Below are 20,511 nucleotides of genomic sequence, written 5' to 3' on the forward strand. Positions count from 1 at the left end.
TGCCGGTTGCAATCCGGGCGGAGGACGCTTAAAATACACCAAGCAGTGATTATATGAATCACTATTCACACAAAAGACAGGGGAAATAGCATGGCTGACAGCACCGCTTCCTTCCGTGGCCGTATTTATGACGATATCCTCGCCACCATTGGCGCGACTCCGCTGGTCCGCCTGTCCCGTCTGGCCGCCGATGCCGGGGTGAAGGCCGAGATTCTGGGTAAGTGTGAATTCTTCAACCCGCTGGCCAGCGTGAAGGATCGCATCGGTCTGGCGATGGTCGAAGCCCTCGAAGCCGAAGGCAAGCTGACCAAGGATACCGTGCTGGTTGAACCGACCTCGGGCAACACCGGCATTGCGCTGGCCTTTGTCTGCGCCGCCAAGGGCTATCGCCTGATCCTGACCATGCCGGAAAGCATGTCGGTGGAACGCCGCAAGATGCTGAAGCATCTGGGGGCCGAACTGGTGCTGACCCCGGCGGCCAAGGGCATGAAGGGGGCGGTTGAGCGTGCCAAGGAACTGGTGGCCGAACTGCCGAACGCCATCATTCCGCAGCAGTTTGAAAACCCGGCTAACCCGGCGGTGCATCGTGCGACCACCGCCGAAGAAATCTGGGTCGATACCGATGGCGGCGTTGACGTGTTGATTTCCGGCGTTGGCACCGGCGGCACCATCACCGGCATTGGCGAAGTGCTGAAGGCGCGCAAGCCGGGGGTGAAGGTGATTGCGGTCGAGCCGGAAGACAGCCCGGTGCTGTCGGGTGGCGCTCCGGGCCCGCACAAGATTCAGGGCATCGGTGCCGGTTTCGTGCCGGGTGTGCTGAACAAGGACGTGTTCGACGAAGTGGTGCAGATCGGCAACGAGACCGCCTTTGCCACCGCCCGTCGGGTGGCCCGTCTGGAAGGTCTGCCGGTGGGGATTTCCGGTGGTGCGGCTTTGGCCGCCGCGCTGGAAGTGGCCGCCCGGCCGGAATTTGACGGCAAGAAGATTGTGGTCATCCTGCCGAGCTTTGCCGAACGGTACCTGTCGACGGCGCTGTTCGAAGACGCCTGATCCTGCATCGTCAGGATGTGATTGTTACGCCTTGAACGACGGCCTCCCCCAGTGGGAGGCCGTTTTTTCATGCTCACAGGGTGGTGCGGACCAGCCAGCGCCGGAGGACCTGCTCGTCGTTGGCAGGCAAATCGGCCAGCAGTTCAGCCTCGATCACCGCCACCCGCTGCCGACAGTCAGCGAGCAGGGATTGCCCACCGGTGGTGATGGTGTTTTCCAGAATCCGGCCATGGCTGGCGCTGGGCTGGCGTTCGATCGATCCCGCTTTTTCCAGATTGCCGACGATGACGGTGATGGTTTGCGGGGTCAGCGAGGTCAGCTTGGCCAGATCGGCGTTGGAAATACCGGGATAGGCAGCAATCATGGTCAGAATGGCAAACTGCGGCGGGGTGACGCGCAGGTCTGACAGGGCGCGCTCCATCCGCAGGCGGTGGGCAGCGGCGGCCTGTTGCAGCAGATAGCCGATGTGGCCCTGTTCGCCGCGTTTGCCTTCGCCGGGGGCGGGAATGGCCGGTCGCCGGTTTGGGGGAGGGGATAGGGGCTTGCTCATAATATCAGACCTCGAATATCATCTTCGAGTTCGAATAGTATCACAGGCCATCCCGGAGATCCAACCATGTCCCCTTTGCTGTCCTATGCCGACTTTGCCGCCCATATCGCTGGTGTCCCCGACGGATTGCGGGTGGCCAGTCAGGCGGTGAGCGTTCTTGACCCTGCGCTGGTCGAACTGGTCAAGCTGCGCGCGTCGCATCTGAATGCCTGCACCTTCTGCACCCACTATCATCTGGCTTTGGCGCGCAAACTGGGGGTGCCGCAGGACAAGCTGGATTTGCTGTCGGTCTGGCGCGAGGCACCGCAGTTCTCGGCGCAGGAACGGGCGGCGCTGGCGTGGACCGAAGTCCTGACCCTGATGGCTGATCACCCGGAGCGCGCCGCCGCCGAAGCCGAGGTTACCGCCCACTTTGCGCCCGCCGAACTGGCCGCGCTGACCAGTGCCATTGCCATCATCAATGCGTGGAACCGCATTGCCGGTGGCTTGCGCTTTTCGGTGTAGAGCAGTGAGCGCAAAAGTGGGAACCGGTTTTGCGCAAAATCACTGCGACAGATAAAATGTTAGACCAGCGTGCATGCATCAGGTCACAGTACACGACAGTTGGTGGAGAATGGCAGACTGCCGTCCGCACCTGCCTGGGGAACAAAGCCCCCGGACCCCCATTTTTTCTTCCAATATCAAAGGAGTGGGGTCTGGGGCCTGACGGCCCCAGCGAGGTGTGGAGCAGCGCTCCACGTCCCTCTTCCCAAACTGTCGTGTACCATGGCATCAGGTTTAACGCATGCTGGTCTAAACAGGTTTTTTCTGAAAAAAGGCGTTTCCGCATCGTTGCTTCAGCAGTCCCGGTGTTGACCGGGCTGTTTTTGAAACGATGCGGATCGCCCGATGAGCTCTCCCAAATCCTCTCGCAGTCGCCTGTGGTTCCTGTGGCATTCCTGGCTGGCGATGCCGGTCTGGCTGTTCATGCTGTTTGTGTGCGTCACGGGATGTCTGGCGGTGATCAGCCCGGAACTGACCTGGCTGTTCAATCCGGCCCTGCGGGTCAGCGAAGACGGCCCGGCGGCTCCGCTGTCGGCATTGGCGGCAGCGGCACAGGCCAGTCTCCCCACCGGGCGGGTCAGTGCCCTGGTGTGGCTGGATGCTGCCACTCCGTTGGCGGTGGCGGTCAAGGTGGCCTTGCCCAGCGGGTTCGAGCAAACGGCGTGGGTCAATCCGGTGACGGCGCAGGTGCAGGCGGTGACCAGCGGTATGTCGTTGCGCTCGTTTTTCCGCTCGCTGCACGGCTGGCTGTTGGTCTATCCGGGCGGCTGGTTTGTGGTCAGCGCGACGGGGCTGCCGCTGCTGGGGTCGCTGATCACCGGGGTGGTGGTCTACAAGAAATTCTGGCGCGCCTATCTGCACCCGCGCTTGCGGCGCGACAAGGGGCCTCGGTCGTTCTGGGGTGATCTGCACCGCCTGCTGGCGATCTGGTCGCTGTGGTTTGTCGGGTTGATGGCGATCACCGGCACATGGTTCCTGATTTATCTGGCCCTGCTGGAAAGTGGGGTCTCGTTGGGCACCGATGAGGCCCATCATCTGACGCCACGGCAGGATTTGCCGCTGGTCATGGTCGGGCAGCAACCTCCGGCCCCGACGCTGGTGCTTGATCAGGCGCTGGCGGCGATGCAGCAGGCCCGTCCGGGCTTTCGTCCGCTGTACATCGCGCTGCCTGCCTCGGCCTATGACAGTCTGACCCTGTATGGCGTTGGCTCGGCTCCGTTGTTGATGGACGAAGCCCATGCCCATCCGCTGACCGGCGCGTTGACGGAAGTCTCCCCCGGTAGCGAGGCGTCGGGCTGGGTGATGACCCAGCAAATCATGCGCTCGTTGCACGTCGGGGCCTTTGGTGGCTGGCCGTTGCGGTTGCTGTGGCTGCTGTGCGGGCTGATGCTGTGCGCGCTGGCAATCAGCGGCATGACCATCTGGCGGCACCGGACCCGCCCGGCCACGCCGTCGCCGGTGTTGAAGCGCCGTTGGCAACGGGGATGGATTTATCTCAGTGCGCTGGTCCTGCTGATCCCGCTGTCCACCCTGCCGTTTTATCTGACTGGCAAATCACTGTTCCCGACGCCCGAGCATCAGCAAACGGTCCAGATCGGGGCCTATACCCTGACGCTCAGCACGCCACAGGACCGCACGCCGCGCCGCGAACCGGGCGTTGGGCTGGTGCATGATTACCGCCTGCATGTGACCGGCACAGACTATCCGCCGTTCCGTGGCATGTTCCTGCGCTATGGCAAGCCGGACGGGCTGGAGCCGGAGCAGTTGGGTGAGCTGGCGCACGGATCACCGTTCAGCCTGCACGCCCATGTGCCGCTGCCTGCCACCGCCGAACCCCTATGGCTGTCGGTCGAGGGCTGGGACGGGGTGATCCATCAGGTGATGGTGCCCCTGCCGTGGGATGGGGGTGCGGGGCAATAATGGCCCCGCTTTCGTGCTCAGAACTTCAGAGCGTTTTCATACCGAGCGAAAACGCTCTTCCCTTTCAGGGCCGCATTTTCCGAGCCGTTGACCGGAGACGGTCAACTTGAAAATGCTCTAGAGCATTTCTCGGTCTCCATGGATCACGATAAATGCTCTAATGATTTGTTATTTAAGCAAATACGTCGTCGCAGATGTGTCCATCTGCTCGGGATTTGCTCTAATGCGCGTGGGCGTGACCATCCCCCAGACACTCGCGCTCGTCATGCGGCAAGCCCGCAGCCAGCGTGCCTGCACAGTAATCCACCACCGCCTTGTCCACGTCCTGCTCGGCCGTGGTGAGCAGGAGGGTCTGTCGCTCGGCCAGACGGCGCTGGACGCCTTCGCCGCCGCTGCCGGCAATGGCAACGTCCACCGCGTGCAGCGGATGACGTTCGGGGTAGGCGCGGGTGTGCCAGACATGCAGGCACGTCTGCTCGTTCAACTGGATGGCATAGGCTTGCACGGGAGGCTGGCCGGGCCAGACATCATACACCGCCCACAGCAAAGCCCGTCCGGCGTGGGGGGAAACGGTACCATCTTCGCGCACCGCAACAGCAATCAGTTTGCGCTCGTCCATCTCAGGCCTCTGGTTCGGTTCCGGCGGGTGCCGGAACGTGACAACAGGAACGGGCATCGCCGGAGTCTCATCCGGGCGGCCCTTCGCTTGGGGGAGCGTCTGATAATCATAAAGAAAAAACAGGCTTGGAGCCAGAGCCTGTCATTTACTCTGGCCCCTGATGCCTCTTATTGCGGGCGCGGTTCGACCGGCAGGTTGTCGATCAGGCGGGTCTTGCCCATGAACACGGCGGCAAACAGCCGGGCCGGACGGTCCAGCCGGTCCATTTCGGCCAGCGTTTCGGCGTCGCGCAGTTCCAGATAGTCAATCCGGCCAAAGCCCAGCCGCACCAGTTCGTCGGCCACCCAGTCGAGGGCGTCCTGAACCCGCTTGCCGCCCAGAATGTCCTGTCCGGCCTGCCACAGGCTTTTGTACAGCCGGTTGGCGTTGGCGCGTTCGCTGTCGCTGAGATAGGCATTGCGCGAGGACAGGGCGAGGCCATCGACTTCGCGGTGGATCGGAGCACCTTCGATGCGGACCGGAATGGCGAGATCGGTGACCATCCGGCGGATGACCATCAGCTGCTGGTAATCCTTTTCGCCAAAAATTGCCACGTCGGGCAACACCATCAGCAACAGCTTGCTGACCACCGTCGCCACCCCGCGGAAATGTCCCGGACGGGCCAGACCGCACAGGCAATCGACGATCGGGCCGGTGACATCGACCAGCGTCGCATTGCCCTTGGGATACATGTCTTCGACCGCTGGGGCGAACACCAGACTGGCCCCGGCCATTTTGGCCTTGAAGCAGTCTTCTTCCAGCTTGCGCGGATAGGCGTCGAAATCTTCGTTCGGCCCGAACTGGGTCGGATTGACGAACACCGACACCACCACCTTGTCGGCCATCATCTTGGCCTGACGGAACAGGCTCATGTGGCCTTCGTGCAAGGCCCCCATGGTGGGAACCAGACCAACGGTCAGCCCCTCGGCCCGCCATTCGGCGATGCGGGCGCGCAACTCGGCAACGGTGGTGACAACTTCGATTTTACGTGCGGCAGACAGGCCCATCCCCGGCCCCTTTCCCATCAACACAATACAGAGATTTTTACCAACACTCAGGAGCGGGACGGTGCACCACGGGGGATGGTGGCACCGTGCTCTGGTCTGGCAGCCCCTGTATTATCCCTTTTTGACCCCGAAGCAATACTCGGCAGACGGAAAGGCGCGGCTGCGGACTTCGTCGGCATAGGTGGCGGCGGCGTCGCTGACCGTACTGGCGAGGTCGGCATAGCGTTTGACGAACTTCGGGCGGAAGTCGGTGAACAGGCCAAGAATGTCTTCGCTGACCAGCACCTGCCCATCACAGGCGGGCGAGGCCCCGATGCCGATGGTGACGGCGTTGACGCTGGCGGTAATTTCCCGCGCCAGCTGCTCGACGGTGCCCTCGATCACCATGGCAAAGGCTCCGGCATCGGAAATGGCCTGTGCGTCCCGGCGAATCTTGTCGGCCTCGGCCTCGCTGCGTCCGCGCGAGCGGAAGCCGCCAAAGGCGTTGACATGTTGCGGGGTCAGGCCGACGTGGCCGACCACCGGCACGCCCCGGCGAACCAGAAACTCGACCGTTTCGGCCATTTCCTCGCCACCTTCCAGCTTGACGGCGGCGGCTCCGCTTTCGGACAGCACGCGGGCCGCGTTGCGAAAGGCCTGGGCGGGGCTTTCCTGATAGCTGCCAAACGGCATGTCCACCACTACCATCGCCTGCTGCGATCCCCGGACGACGGCCGCCCCGTGGGCAATCATCATCTCGAGGGTCACCGGCAGAGTGGTGTCCATGCCGTACAGGACCATCCCGAGAGAATCACCGACCAACAGCATGTCCACATGCGGGTCGAACAGTTTGGCCATCGGGGCGGTATAGGCTGTCAGCATCACCACCGGCTGCCCGTTCTTGTGGGCAACAATATCGACCACCGTCTGGCGCTTGATCTGGGCTTGGGCGCTCACCGTCGTATCTCCCTTGGGTGCCGGGGGTTTTTCTCCGTCGCGGGAGGCAACGGAAGGGCACCATCTTGTCATGCTTTGCTGGCCGCCAGCGGCTGCGGGCAGCGGGGAAGCCGTTGTAGCGTGTTTTCAGACCTCACGAAAGCGCAAAGCCCACGGCCTTAACCACCATCCCGGCCATCGGCAATGCGGTGCAGGCCGTCCCGGTCCAGCAGGTCGACAATACCGGGAGACGGCAGGGCGATCAGGCCGTCCTTTTTCATGGTGGTCAGGGTGCGGCTGACTGTTTCGATGGTCAGCCCCAGATAGTCGGCCATGTCGAGGCGACTCATTGGTACCGCAATCGGGCTGGGCGGGTCCTGGCGGGCGACGGCCCGGCGCGACAGCATCAGCAGGAAGTGGGAAATCTTTTCGCGGGCGCTCATCCGGCCCAGCAACAGCATCTGTTCCTGTGCGAAAGCCAGCTCCATCACCAGCCGGGTGCGCAGGCGCTGTTCCAGCTCGGGCGTGGTGGCAAGCAGGGCTTTCATCCGCTGTTCGGAAAAGCGGCACAGGGTGGAAGGCGAAATGGCCTCGGCGGTGTAGCCATAGGCACCGCTGGGGGAAAAGCCGAAGAAATCACCGGGAAACAGAAAGCCGATCACTTGCCGACGGCCATCGGACAACAGCTTGGACAGCTTGATGCAGCCCTCGACCACCGAATAGATGTTTTCGGCGTTATCCCCTTCACGAAATACGGTTTCCTGGGCTTCACAGGTCAAATTCCCCCGAATCGAGCGCAACCGCCGCAGGCCTTCGGGACTCAAGCCAGCGCAGAACGCGCTGTCTTCCAGATCACAACACCGACAAAGGGGGCCGCTGTCCGCGACCAGCTTCAGCAGAGGATCAGGACCGTTCACCCGGTTTCTCCGTTACCGTGGAAGGGGGTGCCGCTGGTTCTGCCGGGCGGGCAGGGGGAGCCAGCATGTCATCATCATCGTACAGAATGCGGTTGGCAGCACCGTCGAGGTCATCAAACTGGCCGCTCTTCAGGGCCCACAAGAACCCGACCAGCCCCATCAGCCCAAGAAGCAGTGCAACCGGAATCAACATCAACAACGAAGTCACGACTGCCGTCCTTTCACCAGACGCATGGCATTGGCAATGACCAGCACCGATGAACTGCTCATGGCAATCGATGCAATCAGGGGCGTCACCATGCCCATGACAGCCATCGGAATGGTGACAGCATTATACGCCAATGCCAGCCCAAAGTTACCCCTAACCAGACGATCGCTTTTTTTGGCGACCTCCAGCACTTCCAGCACCGGCGACAGGCGTTCGCCCTGAAAGACGGCATCGGCAGCGGTCTGGCTGACATCGACGGCGGTGGAGGGCGACAGCGACACGGTGGCGGCAGCCAGCGCCGGGGCATCGTTCAGACCATCCCCGACCATCAGCACCTTGCGGCCTGCGCCCTGCAGCTTTTCCAGTCGGGCACACTTGTCGGCGGGGGAGGCTTCGGCCTGCCAGTGGGAGATACCCAGCGCGGTGGCCATCCGGCGCACCACCGGCTCGCGGTCGCCGGACAGCAGTTCGACCTGAATGCCCTTGCCCTGCAGGGCGCGCACCACCTCGGCGGCATCGGGGCGCAGGGCGTCACTGAAGCGGAATTGCACCGCCTCCCGATCCGGGCGACGCAGCCACAGCTCCGGCCCTTCGCTGGTGATGCCCTGCTCGTGGCTGACCGCACAAAAACTGCGGCTGCCCAGCAGGGTTTCCCCATCGGCCTGCACCATGCGCAGACCTTTGCCGGGGATTTCCTCGATCCCGTCCAGCACCGGCGCCAGACAACTGCTGACCAGCGCCCGCGACAGCGGATGGCGGCTGTTGGCAGCCATGCCGGCGGCAATCCGCAGGTCTTCGGTGCTCCATGGGGCACTGTCGGGGCGTTCGAGAACCGGCTTGCCCAGGGTCAGGGTGCCGGTCTTGTCAAACACCACCGTATCGACGGCGGTCAGGCGTTCCAGAGCGGTGGCGGACTTCAGCAGAACCCCCCGGCGCAGCAGGCGGCCCGAGGCAATCACCTGCACCACCGGCACGGCCAGCGCAATGGCGCACGGGCAGGTGATGATCAGCACCGACACCGCGGTCAGCAGGGCCTGTTGCCAGGGGGCAGTGGTAAAGATCATCCAGCCGCTGAAGGTCAGTAAGGCCATGATGTGCACCACTGGCGCGTAATAGCGCGCCACCCGGTCGGCCAGCGCGACATAGGACGCCCGGCCCTGCTCGGCGACTTCCATCATGCGGACGATTTCAGCCAGCAGGGTGCCTTCGCCCACCGCCTGTACCGTCAACTGCAACGGGCTGGACAGGTTCATCGTCCCGGCAAACACCTTGTCGCCGGTCTTGATGCTGACCGGCAGGGATTCGCCGGTGATCAGGCTGGTATCGACATCGGACTGACCATCGCGCACCACGCCATCCACGCCAATGCGTTCGCCAGCGGCGACCAGCACCACCATTCCGACCTCTACCTGCCGGGGCGGCAGCACCACGCGGCTGCCGTCGTCGCGCAGGACGGTCACCGCCTGCGCCCCCAGCGCCAGCAGATGTTCGGCGGCCGAGCGGGCCTGTCCACGCGCCCGGCTGTCGAGATAGCGCCCGATCAGCAGGAAAAACAGCAAGGTGACGGCAGCATCAAAATAGGCGTGATGGCCGCCGTGGATGGTTTCCCACAGGCTCATCAGGGCGGCCAGCATCACCCCCAGGGTGATCGGCACATCCATGTTGGTGCGGCCATTGCGCAGGGCCGCCAGTGCCGAGCGTGAAAAGGGCCGGATGGTGTAGGCAATGGTCGGAAAGGCAATCAGGGCGGATAGCCAGTGGAACATGTCACGGGTGTATTCCCCCATGTCCACCCCGGCCCAGATGGACACCGACAGCAGCATGACGTTGCCCGCCGCAAACCCGGCGACGGCCATGCAGCGCAGCAGTTCCTTTTCGTGGCGGACGGTTTCCAGATTGAGGGCGGCGGGATCATAGGGCACCAGACGATAGCCGATACGGTTGATCGGATCGACCAGCGCACTGGCGCTGCCGTCTCCCTGCCAGCGCAGGATCAGGCGGCGGGTGGTCATGTTCATCCGCGCCTGCACAACGTCTGGCTGGCGGCCAAGAATGGTTTCGATCAACCAGACGCAGGCGGCGCAATGGATGCCTTCGACCATCAGATGCAGGGTGTGGATGCCGTCGCTGTCGGTCTGGACATGGGCCGACAGGTCGGTTTCAGCCTCGTGATCCTCGGGGCGCAAGGGTTTGCTGTCCGGGTCAATGCAGCGGCGCTGGTAATAGCTGGACAGACCCAGCCCATTGACCAGCTCATAGGCCGCCTTGCAGCCGCGACAGCAAAAATCGTCGCTGCTGCCCTCCGGATGGGTTCCGTCGTCGCTCAGGATCGGGCTGCCGCAGTGCAGGCAGACTTTCGGGCTGATGTCGGGGGCGGAGGAGGCAGACATGGCGAACCTCTTGCAACATGAACGCACAGACCGGAAAGCGGTGCTGCGGCGCTTTCCGGGGAGATGTCATGCGGTCAACAGACGGGACGTGTGTCGTTGGGGGCAGGTGGCCGGGGGGGGCAGATTGCCGGGCCTGCGTCAGCGCACGTCGATGCGGTCGCGCAGGCGATAGCTGTCCTGCCCATGGCGGGCCATCAGGCGGATTTCCCACTGGCCGGGCATCGCCAGTTCGACGGTACGAGCATAAAAGCCGGGCGAAACCGGGTCCAGTGTCACCGACTGGTCATAGCCTTCCAGAGTCGGGCGGCGGATCTGCAACTGGGCTTCCATGCCCTCGATCGGGGCACCGTTCTTGTCCTTGATGGTCAGGCTGAGGCGGACCAGACGCGGGCCGTTGGCGGCATCGGCGGTGGTCTGGGCGGATTCGGCCCCCAGTTGCACCGACCAGCCGAGCGTCTTCTGCTTTTCTTCGGCGGCGATCAGGGCGTTGTAGCTGTTGCCTTCTTCATAGGCATGGCGGGTTTCCAGACCGTTGAAGGTCGAGGTCGAGAAGTACAGCATGGCGGCGTTGACCGACAGAACCACCATGAACATGCCAACGAAGATCCACGGATACCACCAGCCATCGGGGCGCTGCTTAACCATGAAGAGTCCTTTTCATCGTACCGGGTTCATCGTACCGGGAGAAACGCGAGCCGCGCCGGGCGCGGGATGTCCGGGTGCGGGACGTCCGGTCTTGGCCGGAAGCCCCTTCCTTTACCACGGCCATTGCCAGAACACACCCCCTGCGGCGAGCGGGGCAGCCCTACATTTTGGTAACGGTTGCCTCTGGCAACACGGGTTGGTAACGGTTGCCTCAACCGTAGCCGCGGCCAGACCGTTGATCAATCCAGCCCCAGCTTGGCACGCAGGGCGGCAATCACTCCGCTGCTGCCGCCTTCGTGATGCAGCTTGCTGACCATTGATTTCAGTTTGGGGTCTGCCGGGTCGTCCAGCACGATTTTCAGCTTGCACAACTGGTCGCCGCGCCCGCTTTCCGGTTTGCCATCCCTAGGGATGCCTTTCCCGCGCAGACGCAGGGTGGTGCCGGTGTTCGATCCTTCGGGGACGGTGACCGTTACCTTGCCATCGACGGTCGGCACGGTGATTTTGGCCCCCAGCACGGCTTCGGTCAGGGAAACCGGGATGTCGGCCAGCACGTCCACGCCCTCGCGGCGGAAAACACCGTGGGGACTGACGGTGACCTCGACCAGCGCATCGCCGTCGGGGCCGCCATGCATGCCGGGGGCTCCCATGCCTTTCAGGCGCAGAATCTTGCCGGTTTCGCTGGCCGGGGGCACCTTGACCGAAACGGTTTTGCCGCCGCTGAGGGTGATCTGGCGCGAGCAGCCCATGGCAGCATCCTCAAAGCTGACCGTCACCGGATAGCGGGTGTCGGTACCACGCTTGGGTGAGGTGTGCTGACGTCCGCCCGGTCCACGGCCCGCCGCAAACGGAGAGTCGTCCTCGTCGTTCAGCAGGTCTTCAAACCACCAGGTGTTCTGGCCCCGGTTGTTGTTGGTGCGCCCGCCAAAGCCCGCACCGCCAAAGCCGCCACCACCAAAACCAGACGAACGGCGCTGGCCGGTGTGGGCGCGCCGCCGCTCGTGGCCTTCGGCATCGATTTCACCGCGGTCAAACCGCTTGCGCTTGTCGTCGTCCGACAGCAGTTCATAGGCGGACGAGACTTCCTTGAAGCGGTCTTCCGCTTTCGGGTCGTTGGGGTTCAGGTCAGGGTGCAGCGTCCGCGCCAGCTTGCGATAGGCGGTCTTGATCTCGCTTTGGGTGGCGGTTCGGCCAACGCCGAGCAGCTCGTAGGGGTCCCGCATGGCAGAGCCTCAGCTCCCTTGAATAAACAGTACAGACAGTGGCGGCAGGGTGATCAGGGCAGGGGGTTATCCCAGCATGGCTGCACCGCCGTTGTGCCACCAGACACGGGCGACCGCCGCCGCCCACGGCCCGCCGTGCCCGGAAAACAGTTGGTCTTCCGGAGCCACGGCGTCAAGAAAGGCGGTGATCGAGGCGCGCAGATGGGCCGGATCGCCGCCGGGAAAATCGGTGCGGCCAAAGCCGTGATCAAACAGGGTATCACCGGTCAGGGCAAAGCCGGGGAAGCTGTAGCAGACCCCCCCCGGTGTGTGTCCCGGCGTTGCCACCACCGTGACCCCGCCCGCCAGATCCAGAACCGCCTGATCGGCGAAATAGGTGACCGGCGGCACGGTCAGTGCGGTGCGCAGCAGGGCCATGCCCCATTCCGCTGCCGCATCCAGAATCACCTGTTCGTTGCGGTGGGCATAGACCGGGGCCTTGGTGCTGTCGGCCACCTGCTGCAATCCGGCAACGTGGTCGGGATGGCCGTGGGTCAGCAGGATGGCGGTGACAGTTCCGCCCATCCGGTCGGCGGCGGCGAGAATCTCGCGCGGGCTGGCACCGGGATCAACGATCATGGTGCTGGCGGTCGGGCGATGGTGGACCACATAGCAGTTCTCGTAATAGGGCGGGGCTGTCACCACCTGCCGCAGCTCGTAGTCACCAAACTGAAAGGTCTGCTCTGCCATCGCCATCCCCTTCTGCCAGCGGCAGGGTTATCGGTCCGTTCCGTGCGTTACCTTATAATCGCATTATTTCGGCAATAACAGCCACAGTCGGCCAAAGTGCTTGAGGGTCCCGGCCATTTGCTCGGCTTGCGGTCCGGCACCGGCATAAATATCCAGACGCTCGCTGCCCTTGATGGCACCGCCACGGTCCTGCACCGCCAGCAGGCGCGGCTGATAATGGTCAACCCGCCCGGCGGCATCGAGAATCGGCATTTCGATCAGCACCACCGTGCCCGGCGGCAGGATGGTGGAGTCGGTGGCCGCGCTGGCCAGCGGGGTCAGCGGCACCCCCGCCGAGCCGGTGACCTCGTTCTGGGCAAAACTGAGGAAGGTATACGAGCCATTGAGGTTCATCACCGATTCCGCCTGTCCCGGATGGCTGGTCATCCAGGCGCGGATGGTCTGCATCGACACCTGATCGACGGGAATTTCCCCCTGCTCGACCAGCTTGCGGCCAATGCTGACATAGGAATGACCGTTCTTGCCACCATAGGACAGCAGACGGCGGCGACCATCGGGATAAATGCCAACCCCCGAGCCTTGCACCTGCAGGAAATAGAGGTCAATCAGGCTGTTGGTCCAGGCGATTTCCAGATTGCGCCCGGCCAGCGCCCCCCGGCTGATGTCGGTGCGCGACGGGAACGGGCCGTTACCGTCGGGTTTGCGGTAGATGGGGACGGTAAAGGCACCGCCGCGCCGGTCGGACAGGGAAATGGTCGGTGTGTAGTACGAGGTAAAGCGCACGTTGCCGCGTCCGTCGCCCTGCAACTGATAGCCCTGCACGAAATCACTCAAGGGGCGGTTGCTGTGGCTCCAGCGTTCCAGCGCCTCCAGCACTGCCTGTGCGCTGCGCTGGGTCACCGGTGCGGGCAGACCATCCAGCGGCTGGCTGGCGGGGAAGGTGCGCGCGTTCACCACCTTGCGCTGGGTGGCCAGCATCGGGGCAAGCGTCTCGTCTTTCACCACCGAGGCGGGCAGCGGCGCGGCCAGCGTGAACAGGCGGGGCAGTTCGGGATAGCTGGTGTTGCGCCCGTCACCGACAAAGCCGGGAAGCTCGCCGGGCTTGTTGACCAGCGCAGACCCCGTTGCCGCCGGAGTGGACGATGATGGCGACGAGGAGGGGGAGCTTGCACAGCCCGCAACGGCAACGGCCAGTCCGGCAAGGGCCAGCCAGCGGACAAAACTCCTGCCTGCTGCCGCAAAACCGGAGTAAGCGGCAGGCTGTTTGCCCGGTGCGTGAGAGCGCATGGTGAAAAGGACTCCTTGGTAGACCGTCAGGGTCTTGCTGTGTGTGCGAACGGGGGCCGGATCACCCGACCAGATCAAAGGCAGCAGCCATCAGGTCGCGGGTGTACGGATGGCGGGGGGCGGCAAAAATATCACTGGCCGGGCCTTGTTCAACCACTTTGCCATCCTTCATCACCACCAGATGGTCGGCCAGTGCCCGCACCACCCGCAGGTCATGACTGATGAACAGATAGGCCAACTGATAACGCTGTTGCAGGCCGCGCAACAGGTCGATGATCTGGCTTTGCATCGACAGGTCCAGCGCACTGGTCGGCTCGTCGAGCACGATGAAGCGCGGTTTCAGCACCAGTGCCCGCGCAATGGCGATGCGCTGCCGCTGTCCGCCGGAAAACTCGTGCGGATAGCGGTCGGCGTGTTCGGCAGACAGGCCGACTTCCTGCAAGGCGGCGAGTACCTGTGCGTCCCGCTCGCTCTGCGGAGCCGAGGCAGCATGGATGGCCAGCCCCTCGCCGACGATCTCGCCGACGGTCATGCGGGGTGACAGGCTGCCATAGGGGTCCTGAAAGACGATCTGCATTTCCCGCCGCAAGGGCCGCAAGGCCGATGGTGACAGGGTGTCGATCCGCTGCCCGCCAAAGGTCACCGCGCCACTACCTTGGGTCAGGCGCAGCAGGCCCATGGCAAGGGTGGTCTTGCCCGAGCCGGATTCGCCAACCACCCCAACCGTCTGTCCCGCCCGTACCGACAGGCTGATGCCATCGACCGCCTTGATATGTCCCTGCGTCCGGCGCAGCAGGCCCTTTTTGACCGGGAACCACACCTTGAAGTCTTCGACCGCCATCACCGTTGGGGCGTCAACGACCATCGGGGCCGGGGCACCGCCGGGTTCCGAGGCCAGCAACAGGCGGCTGTAGGGGTGTTGCGGGGCCTGAAACAACTGCTGCACCGGGGCCGATTCGACGATCTCGCCGTCCTTCATCACGCACACATGGTCGGCCATGCGGCGGACGATGGTCAGGTCGTGGGTGATGAACAGCACCGCCAGCCCCAGCCGGGCCTGTAAATCCTTCAGCAAGCGCAGGATTTGCGCCTGAATGGTGACATCCAGCGCGGTGGTCGGCTCGTCGGCAATCAGGATGTCCGGCTCGTTGGCCAGCGCCATGGCGATCATCACCCGCTGACGCTGCCCGCCGGACAGTTCATGCGGCAGGGCATTCAGCCGCTGGCGCGGATCGGGCAGGCCGACCAGCTCCAGCAGCTCGATGATGCGGGCCTGCAGGGCGTCGCCGCGCAGGCCCCGGTGCAGGATCAGGACTTCGCCGACCTGCTTTTCAATCGAATGCAGCGGGTTCAGGCTGGTCATCGGCTCCTGAAACACCATCGCGATGCGGTTGCCGCGAATCTGGCGCAGGGCGGTGGGCGAGGCTCCCAGCAGTTCCTGGCCTTCAAAGGTGATGCTGCCGCGCGGGTGACTGGCAAACGGATAGGGCAGCAACTGCAGCAGGCTGAGCGCCGAGACCGACTTGCCCGAGCCGGATTCCCCGACCAGCGCCAGCGTCTGGCCCCGGTAGAGCTCAAACGAGACGCCTTTGACCGCCATCACCTGCCGGTCGCCAGAGCCAAAGGCCACCGCCAGATCGCGCACCGATAAAACCGGCAGGGTCGCAGAAGGGTGTGTCATGCTGGTTATCCCGTGTTGCGCTGGGTGGTCTTGCGTGGGTCAAAGGCATCGCGCACCGCCTCGCCGATGAACACCAGCAGGGACAGCATCACCGCCAGCGTGAGAAAGCCGGTGATCCCCAGCCATGGCGCCTGCAGGTTTTCCTTGCCCTGTTGCAGCAGGTCGCCGAGCGACGGGCTGCCCGGTGGCAAGCCCAGCCCGAGGAAGTCCAGCGAGGTCAGGGCCACAATCGAACCGGACAGCACGAACGGCATGAAGGTCAGGGTGGCGGTCATGGCGTTGGGCAGGACGTGGCGGACCATGATCTGCAGGTCGGACATGCCCAGGGCCCTGGCGGCGCGCACATAGTCGAAATTGCGCGCCCGCAGGAATTCTGCGCGCACCACTGCCACCAGTGAGGTCCACGAGAACAGCATCAGCACGATCAGCAGGGTCCAGAAGCCGGGGATCATCACGCTGGAGACGATCACCAGAATGAAGAACTGCGGCAAACCGGACCAGATTTCCAGAAAGCGCTGGGCCAGCAGGTCGAGCCAGCCGCCGAAGTAGCCCTGAACGGCCCCGACCGCGACACCGACCACCGACGAGGTGAGGGTCAGGGTCAGGCCAAACAGGATCGACAGGCGAAAGCCGTAAATCAGGCGAGCCAGCACATCGCGGCCCCCGTCATCGGTGCCCAGCCAGTTGGTGGTGGTCGGCGGGCTGGGGGCCGGTTGTGGCAGGTTTTGATTGACGGTCTGATAGGAAAAGCGGATCGGCGGCCAGATCATCCAGCCTTTTTCGCTGATCAATCCTTGCAGATAGGGGTCACGGTAATCGGCATAGGTATCAAAGTCGCCGCCGAAGGTGGTTTCTGGGTAGTCTTTCAGCACCGGTGCATACAGCCCGCCGTCATAGGCCACCAGCAGCGGGCGGTCATTGGCGAGGAACTCGGCCCCCAGCGTCAGCAGGAACAGGGCGAGGAAAATCCACAGCGACCAGAAGCCGCGACGGTTGGCGCAAAAGGCCGACAGGCGGCGGCGGGTGAGGGGGCTTAAGCGGCGGCTCATTGGCGGGCCTCGAAGTCAATGCGCGGATCGACCAGGGTGTAGGTAACGTCGCTGATCAGGTTCAGCACCAGACCAATCAGGGTGAACACGTAAAGGGTGCCAAAAATCACCGGGTAGTCGCGGTTGACCACGCTTTCGTAGCCGAGCAGCCCCAACCCGTCGAGCGAGAACACCACCTCGATCAGCACGCTGCCGGCAAACAGGATCGACACCAGTGCCGCCGGAAAACCGGCGATCACCAGCAGCATGGCGTTGCGGAAGATATGGCGATAGAGGATCTGCTTTTCTTCCAGCCCCTTGGCGCGGGCGGTGATCACGTACTGCTTGTTGATTTCTTCGAGGAACGAGTTCTTGGTCAGCATGGTCAGGCTGGCAAAGCCGCCAATGGTCAGCGCCAGCACCGGCAGGGCCATGTGCCACAGGTAATCCAGCGCCTTGCCGCCCCATGACAGGGTGGCCCAGTTTTCCGAGGTCAGGCCGCGTAACGGGAACCAGTTGAGATAACTGCCTCCGGCAAACAGCACCACCAGCAGGATGGCGAACAGGAACGACGGGATGGCATAGCCGATGATGATTGCCCAGCTGGTGGCGGTATCAAAGCGCGAGCCATCGCGCACCGCCTTGGCAATCCCCAGCGGGATCGAGATGATGTAGATCAGCAACGTTGACCACAGCCCCAGCGACACTGACACCGGCAGCTTTTCCAGCACCAGCGTGAACACGCTGCGGCCACGGAAAAAGCTGTCGCCAAGGTCAAACACCAGATAATCGCGCAGCATCTGGAGATAACGTTCGTGCAGCGGTTTATCAAAGCCAAACTGACGTTCAAGCTGGGCGACGAAGGCCGGGTCCAGTCCTTGCGCCCCACGATAGCTGGACGACGGGCTGCCGCCCGATCCACTGGCAGAGGAGCCGGGGGAGGGGCTGCGGACTTCCCCTTCGCCGCCACCGCTGAGGCGGCTGGTGGCATCAACGGCGGTGCCCTTGATCTGGGCAATTGCCTGTTCCACCGGGCCGCCGGGGGCAATCTGGACGATAAAGAAGTTGATCGTCAGGATACCCAACAGGGTCAGCGGAATCAGCAGCAGACGGCGAAGGATGTACGCGCCCATCGGTGCAGGCCCCCTTATTCGGCTTTGGGCTGAAAACCGACCGGCAGCCCTTTGGGGTCCGCCCACCAGGCCATCAATTGCATGCCTTGCATCGGCGAGACGGCAGGCATGCCGAACCGGTTCCACAGCGCAACCCGGCTGCTGGAAATGTGCCAGTGCGGGATGACCTGATGGCTCCATAACAGCACGCGGTCAAGGGCACGGGTGGCGGTGATCAGCTCGTTGCGGTCTTTCGCCTGCACCACCTTTTCAATCAGGGCATCAATCGCTGGTGAGCAAATGCCGGTGGTATTGCGCGAGCCATCCTGTTTGGCGGCGGCACAGCCCCAGAAATCACGCTGTTCATTGCCGGGGCTGAGCGACTGGCCCCAGATTTCGACCGTCATGTCGTAATCAAAGGTATCCATCCGGCTTTGGTACTGGGCGCTGTCAACGGTGCGCACCGACGCTTCGATCCCCAGTCGCTTCAGGTTCTGGGCAAAGGGCAGGGCGATGCGTTCCCATGTCGGGTCGGACAGCAGGATTTCAAAGCGGAACGGCTGGCCTTGCGCGTTGGTCAGCACGCCGTCCTTCACGCTCCAGCCCGCTGCCTTCAGCAGCTCCATCGCCTGCCGCAGATTGACCCGCAGGCCATTGTCTCCGGCGGTCGAGGGGGGCTGATACACCGTGGTAAAGACATCGGGCGGCAGGTCCTTGCGCAACGGCTCCAGCAGCGCCAGTTCATCCTTGCCGGGCAGGCCGGTGGCGGCCAGTTCCGAGTTGTCGAAATAGGAAACGGTGCGCAGGTACTGGCCGTAGAACAGGTTCTGGTTCGACCATTCAAAATCAAAGGCCAGCGCCAGCGCCTGCCGCACCCGGTCGTCCTGGAACAGCGGACGGCGCAGGTTATAGGCAAAGCCCTGCATGCCGGAGGGCATCTTGTGCGGCACGTCCAGCTTCAGCACCTTGCCGTCCTTGACGGCGGGGAAGTCGTAGCCGGTGGCCCACAGCTTGGCGACGTTTTCCGGCCGCACGTCATAGGCTCCGGCCTTGAACGCCTCGAGCGCAACGGTGGTGTCGCGGTAATAGTCGTAGCGGATGGTGTCAAAGTTATACAGGCCCCGGGTCACTGGCAGGTCTTTGGCCCACCAGTCGGCGACGCGCTCATAGACCACATAGCGCCCGGCTTCAAAGCTCTTCAGGCGATAAGGGCCACTGCCAACCGGTGGCTCCAGTGTGCTGGCCGAGAAGTCTTTGCCGTCCCAGAAATGTTTCGGCAGGATCGGCATTTCCCCCAGAGTCAGCGGCAATTCGCGGTTGCTGCCATCCTTGAAGGTAAAGGTCACCTGACGGGGACCGCTTTTGCTGACCTCTTTCACATCGCCATAATAAAAGGCGTAAAAGGGCCGACCTTTTTCTTTCAGGGTGTTGAACGACCAGATCACGTCTTCGGGGGTGACCGGCTTGCCGTCGCTGAATTTGGCCTGCGGGCGCAGGGTAAAGGTGACAGCGGTGTTGTCCGGCGCCAGGGTGACGCTTTCGGCCAGCAGGCCGTATTCGGTAAAGGCTTCGTCGGCCGCCGGGGTCAGCAGGGTTTCGTACACCATACCAATGCCCGCCGGAGGTGTTCCCTTGATGGTAAAGCTGTTGAAGGTGTCATAGCTGCCCATCGCCGCCAGCTTCAACTCGCCACCCTTGGGGGCGTCCGGGTTCACGTAGGCAAAATGCTTGAAGTCCGGCCCGTATTTCGGGCTGCCGTGCAGGGTCAGGGCATGGCGGGGAGCATCACCGGCAAAGGCTGGCAGAGCCGGGACCACAAACAGGGCAGAACACCACAGCGGCAGCGCCAGCAGCGCACGACGGGAGACAGAAAGCATGGGCCGGCAAGCTCCTGAAGCAGCAGGGAGAGGGCGTGTCACGGATGACACGCCCTCATAATGGGTTGCAAAATCGGATCAATCAAGCCTGCCACCCGTGGTGTCCAGACCCGTGTGACGGACACAACGAGGGGCTTATTCCCACACCCACTGGCCGTTTGCATTCATGTGGGCACGCTTGATAACCGCCCCTCCCGTGCTCGCAGCCGGAGTGCTGGAGGCGGGAGCTTTGGCGGCAGAAGAGCTGGTCGTCGGGCTGGCGGGGGCGGTGGTTGCCTTGGTGGCGGTCGTTTGCGTCGATGTAGCCTGAGTAGCGCGCTGGGCGATGGCCGCGTTGCGTTCTGCCGCCTTGCGGTCGGCCTCTTCTCGTGCGGCCTGACGGGCAGCAGCCTTTTCGGCTGCGGCTTGTTCGGCTGCGGCTTTCTGGGCCGCGAGTTTATCTGCTGTGGCCTTCTCGGCGGCTACTTTTTGCGTGGCAGCCTTTTCTGCAGCGAGCTTCTCCGTCGCAGCCTTTTCGGCGGCGAGTTTCTCCGCTGCAGCCTTTTCAGCAGCGAGCTTCTCCGTCGCAGCCTTTTCGGCGGCAAGCTTCTCCGCTGCGGCCTTTTCAGCAGCGAGCTTCTCTGCCGCAGCCTTTTCGGCGGCGAGCTTCTCCGTCGCAGCCTTTTCGGCGGCGAGTTTCTCCGCTGCAGCCTTTTCAGCAGCGAGCTTCTCCGTCGCAGCCTTTTCGGCGGCGAGCTTCTCCGCTGCGGCCTTTTCAGCAGCGAGCTTCTC

General features: G+C 63.4%; 19 protein-coding genes. 3 read left to right on the forward strand and 16 right to left on the reverse strand.

Annotation, left to right across the window (positions count from 1 at the left end):
- Positions 1-90: 90 nt before the first annotated feature.
- The gene (gene cysK / locus BW995_RS07600; RefSeq protein WP_076399540.1) at positions 91-1,050 is read left to right on the forward strand and encodes a cysteine synthase A; all 960 of its coding nucleotides are present in this window, start codon (positions 91-93) and stop codon (positions 1,048-1,050) included.
- A 73-nt stretch (positions 1,051-1,123) separates the two neighbouring features.
- Here the strand turns inward: cysK and BW995_RS07605 are convergent, their stop codons facing one another.
- A complete protein-coding gene (locus tag BW995_RS07605) occupies positions 1,124-1,600 on the reverse strand; it encodes a MarR family winged helix-turn-helix transcriptional regulator (protein WP_076399541.1) in 477 nt (158 codons plus the stop codon).
- A gap of 66 nt (positions 1,601-1,666) precedes the next feature.
- On the opposite strand from BW995_RS07605, the gene BW995_RS07610 reads away from it, so the two are divergent.
- Together BW995_RS07610 and BW995_RS07615 are read left to right on the forward strand one after the other, a co-directional pair.
- Positions 1,667-2,104: a carboxymuconolactone decarboxylase family protein gene (locus tag BW995_RS07610; RefSeq protein ID WP_076399542.1), complete on the forward strand. Its 438-nt coding sequence runs from the start codon at positions 1,667-1,669 to the stop codon at positions 2,102-2,104.
- Positions 2,105-2,488: 384 nt separating this feature from the next.
- The gene (locus BW995_RS07615) at positions 2,489-4,063 is read left to right on the forward strand and encodes a PepSY-associated TM helix domain-containing protein (RefSeq protein WP_076399543.1); all 1,575 of its coding nucleotides are present in this window, start codon (positions 2,489-2,491) and stop codon (positions 4,061-4,063) included.
- 220 nt (positions 4,064-4,283) lie between these two features.
- On the opposite strand, the gene BW995_RS07620 is transcribed toward BW995_RS07615, so the two are convergent.
- From BW995_RS07620 to BW995_RS20745, 15 genes are all read right to left on the reverse strand, one after another.
- Positions 4,284-4,682, reverse strand: coding sequence for a NifB/NifX family molybdenum-iron cluster-binding protein (locus BW995_RS07620; protein ID WP_076399544.1), 399 nt, complete (start codon positions 4,680-4,682; stop codon positions 4,284-4,286).
- A 167-nt stretch (positions 4,683-4,849) separates the two neighbouring features.
- The gene (gene panC, locus BW995_RS07625; protein WP_076399545.1) at positions 4,850-5,728 is read right to left on the reverse strand and encodes a pantoate--beta-alanine ligase; all 879 of its coding nucleotides are present in this window, start codon (positions 5,726-5,728) and stop codon (positions 4,850-4,852) included.
- Positions 5,729-5,839: 111 nt separating this feature from the next.
- A complete protein-coding gene (gene panB, locus BW995_RS07630; protein WP_076399546.1) occupies positions 5,840-6,664 on the reverse strand; it encodes a 3-methyl-2-oxobutanoate hydroxymethyltransferase in 825 nt (274 codons plus the stop codon).
- Positions 6,665-6,822: 158 nt separating this feature from the next.
- Positions 6,823-7,560, reverse strand: a complete 738-nt coding sequence (locus tag BW995_RS07635) for a Crp/Fnr family transcriptional regulator (RefSeq protein WP_139332806.1) — start codon at positions 7,558-7,560, stop codon at positions 6,823-6,825.
- Positions 7,547-7,768 (reverse strand): cbb3-type cytochrome oxidase assembly protein CcoS, encoded by a 222-nt coding sequence (ccoS, locus tag BW995_RS07640; RefSeq protein WP_076399547.1) that lies wholly within the window; start codon positions 7,766-7,768, stop codon positions 7,547-7,549. The genes BW995_RS07635 and ccoS overlap by 14 nt, the downstream gene beginning before the upstream one ends.
- Positions 7,765-10,158: a heavy metal translocating P-type ATPase metal-binding domain-containing protein gene (locus tag BW995_RS07645; RefSeq protein ID WP_076399548.1), complete on the reverse strand. Its 2,394-nt coding sequence runs from the start codon at positions 10,156-10,158 to the stop codon at positions 7,765-7,767. The genes ccoS and BW995_RS07645 overlap by 4 nt, the downstream gene beginning before the upstream one ends.
- A 138-nt stretch (positions 10,159-10,296) precedes the next feature.
- Positions 10,297-10,803 carry a FixH family protein gene (locus BW995_RS07650; protein ID WP_076399549.1) on the reverse strand — a complete coding sequence of 169 codons (507 nt, stop codon included), beginning with the start codon at positions 10,801-10,803 and terminating at the stop codon, positions 10,297-10,299.
- 239 nt (positions 10,804-11,042) lie between these two features.
- Positions 11,043-12,026, reverse strand: a complete 984-nt coding sequence (locus tag BW995_RS07655) for a DnaJ C-terminal domain-containing protein (protein WP_076399550.1) — start codon at positions 12,024-12,026, stop codon at positions 11,043-11,045.
- Positions 12,027-12,092: 66 nt separating this feature from the next.
- Complete coding sequence (locus BW995_RS07660; protein WP_076399551.1) at positions 12,093-12,755, reverse strand: MBL fold metallo-hydrolase; 663 nt, start codon at positions 12,753-12,755, stop codon at positions 12,093-12,095.
- A gap of 63 nt (positions 12,756-12,818) precedes the next feature.
- Positions 12,819-14,042 (reverse strand): murein transglycosylase A, encoded by a 1,224-nt coding sequence (gene mltA / locus BW995_RS07665; protein ID WP_076399552.1) that lies wholly within the window; start codon positions 14,040-14,042, stop codon positions 12,819-12,821.
- Positions 14,043-14,103: 61 nt separating this feature from the next.
- Positions 14,104-15,723: an ABC transporter ATP-binding protein gene (locus tag BW995_RS07670; protein WP_076399553.1), complete on the reverse strand. Its 1,620-nt coding sequence runs from the start codon at positions 15,721-15,723 to the stop codon at positions 14,104-14,106.
- 5 nt (positions 15,724-15,728) lie between these two features.
- Entirely contained in the window at positions 15,729-16,772 is a 1,044-nt protein-coding gene (locus tag BW995_RS07675; protein ID WP_076399554.1) for an ABC transporter permease, read from the reverse strand.
- Entirely contained in the window at positions 16,769-17,884 is a 1,116-nt protein-coding gene (locus BW995_RS07680) for a microcin C ABC transporter permease YejB (protein ID WP_076399555.1), read from the reverse strand. Before BW995_RS07680 ends, BW995_RS07675 begins: the two co-directional genes overlap by 4 nt.
- Positions 17,885-17,898: 14 nt before the next feature.
- The gene (locus BW995_RS07685; RefSeq protein ID WP_076399556.1) at positions 17,899-19,740 is read right to left on the reverse strand and encodes an extracellular solute-binding protein; all 1,842 of its coding nucleotides are present in this window, start codon (positions 19,738-19,740) and stop codon (positions 17,899-17,901) included.
- Between the two features lie 135 nt (positions 19,741-19,875).
- Positions 19,876-20,511 (reverse strand): histone H1-like repetitive region-containing protein (locus BW995_RS20745; RefSeq protein ID WP_175617011.1); only part of this gene is annotated, 636 nt, incomplete at its 5' end.

The organism is Insolitispirillum peregrinum, from assembly GCF_900156605.1.
GTDB lineage: Bacteria > Pseudomonadota > Alphaproteobacteria > Rhodospirillales > Rhodospirillaceae > Insolitispirillum > Insolitispirillum peregrinum.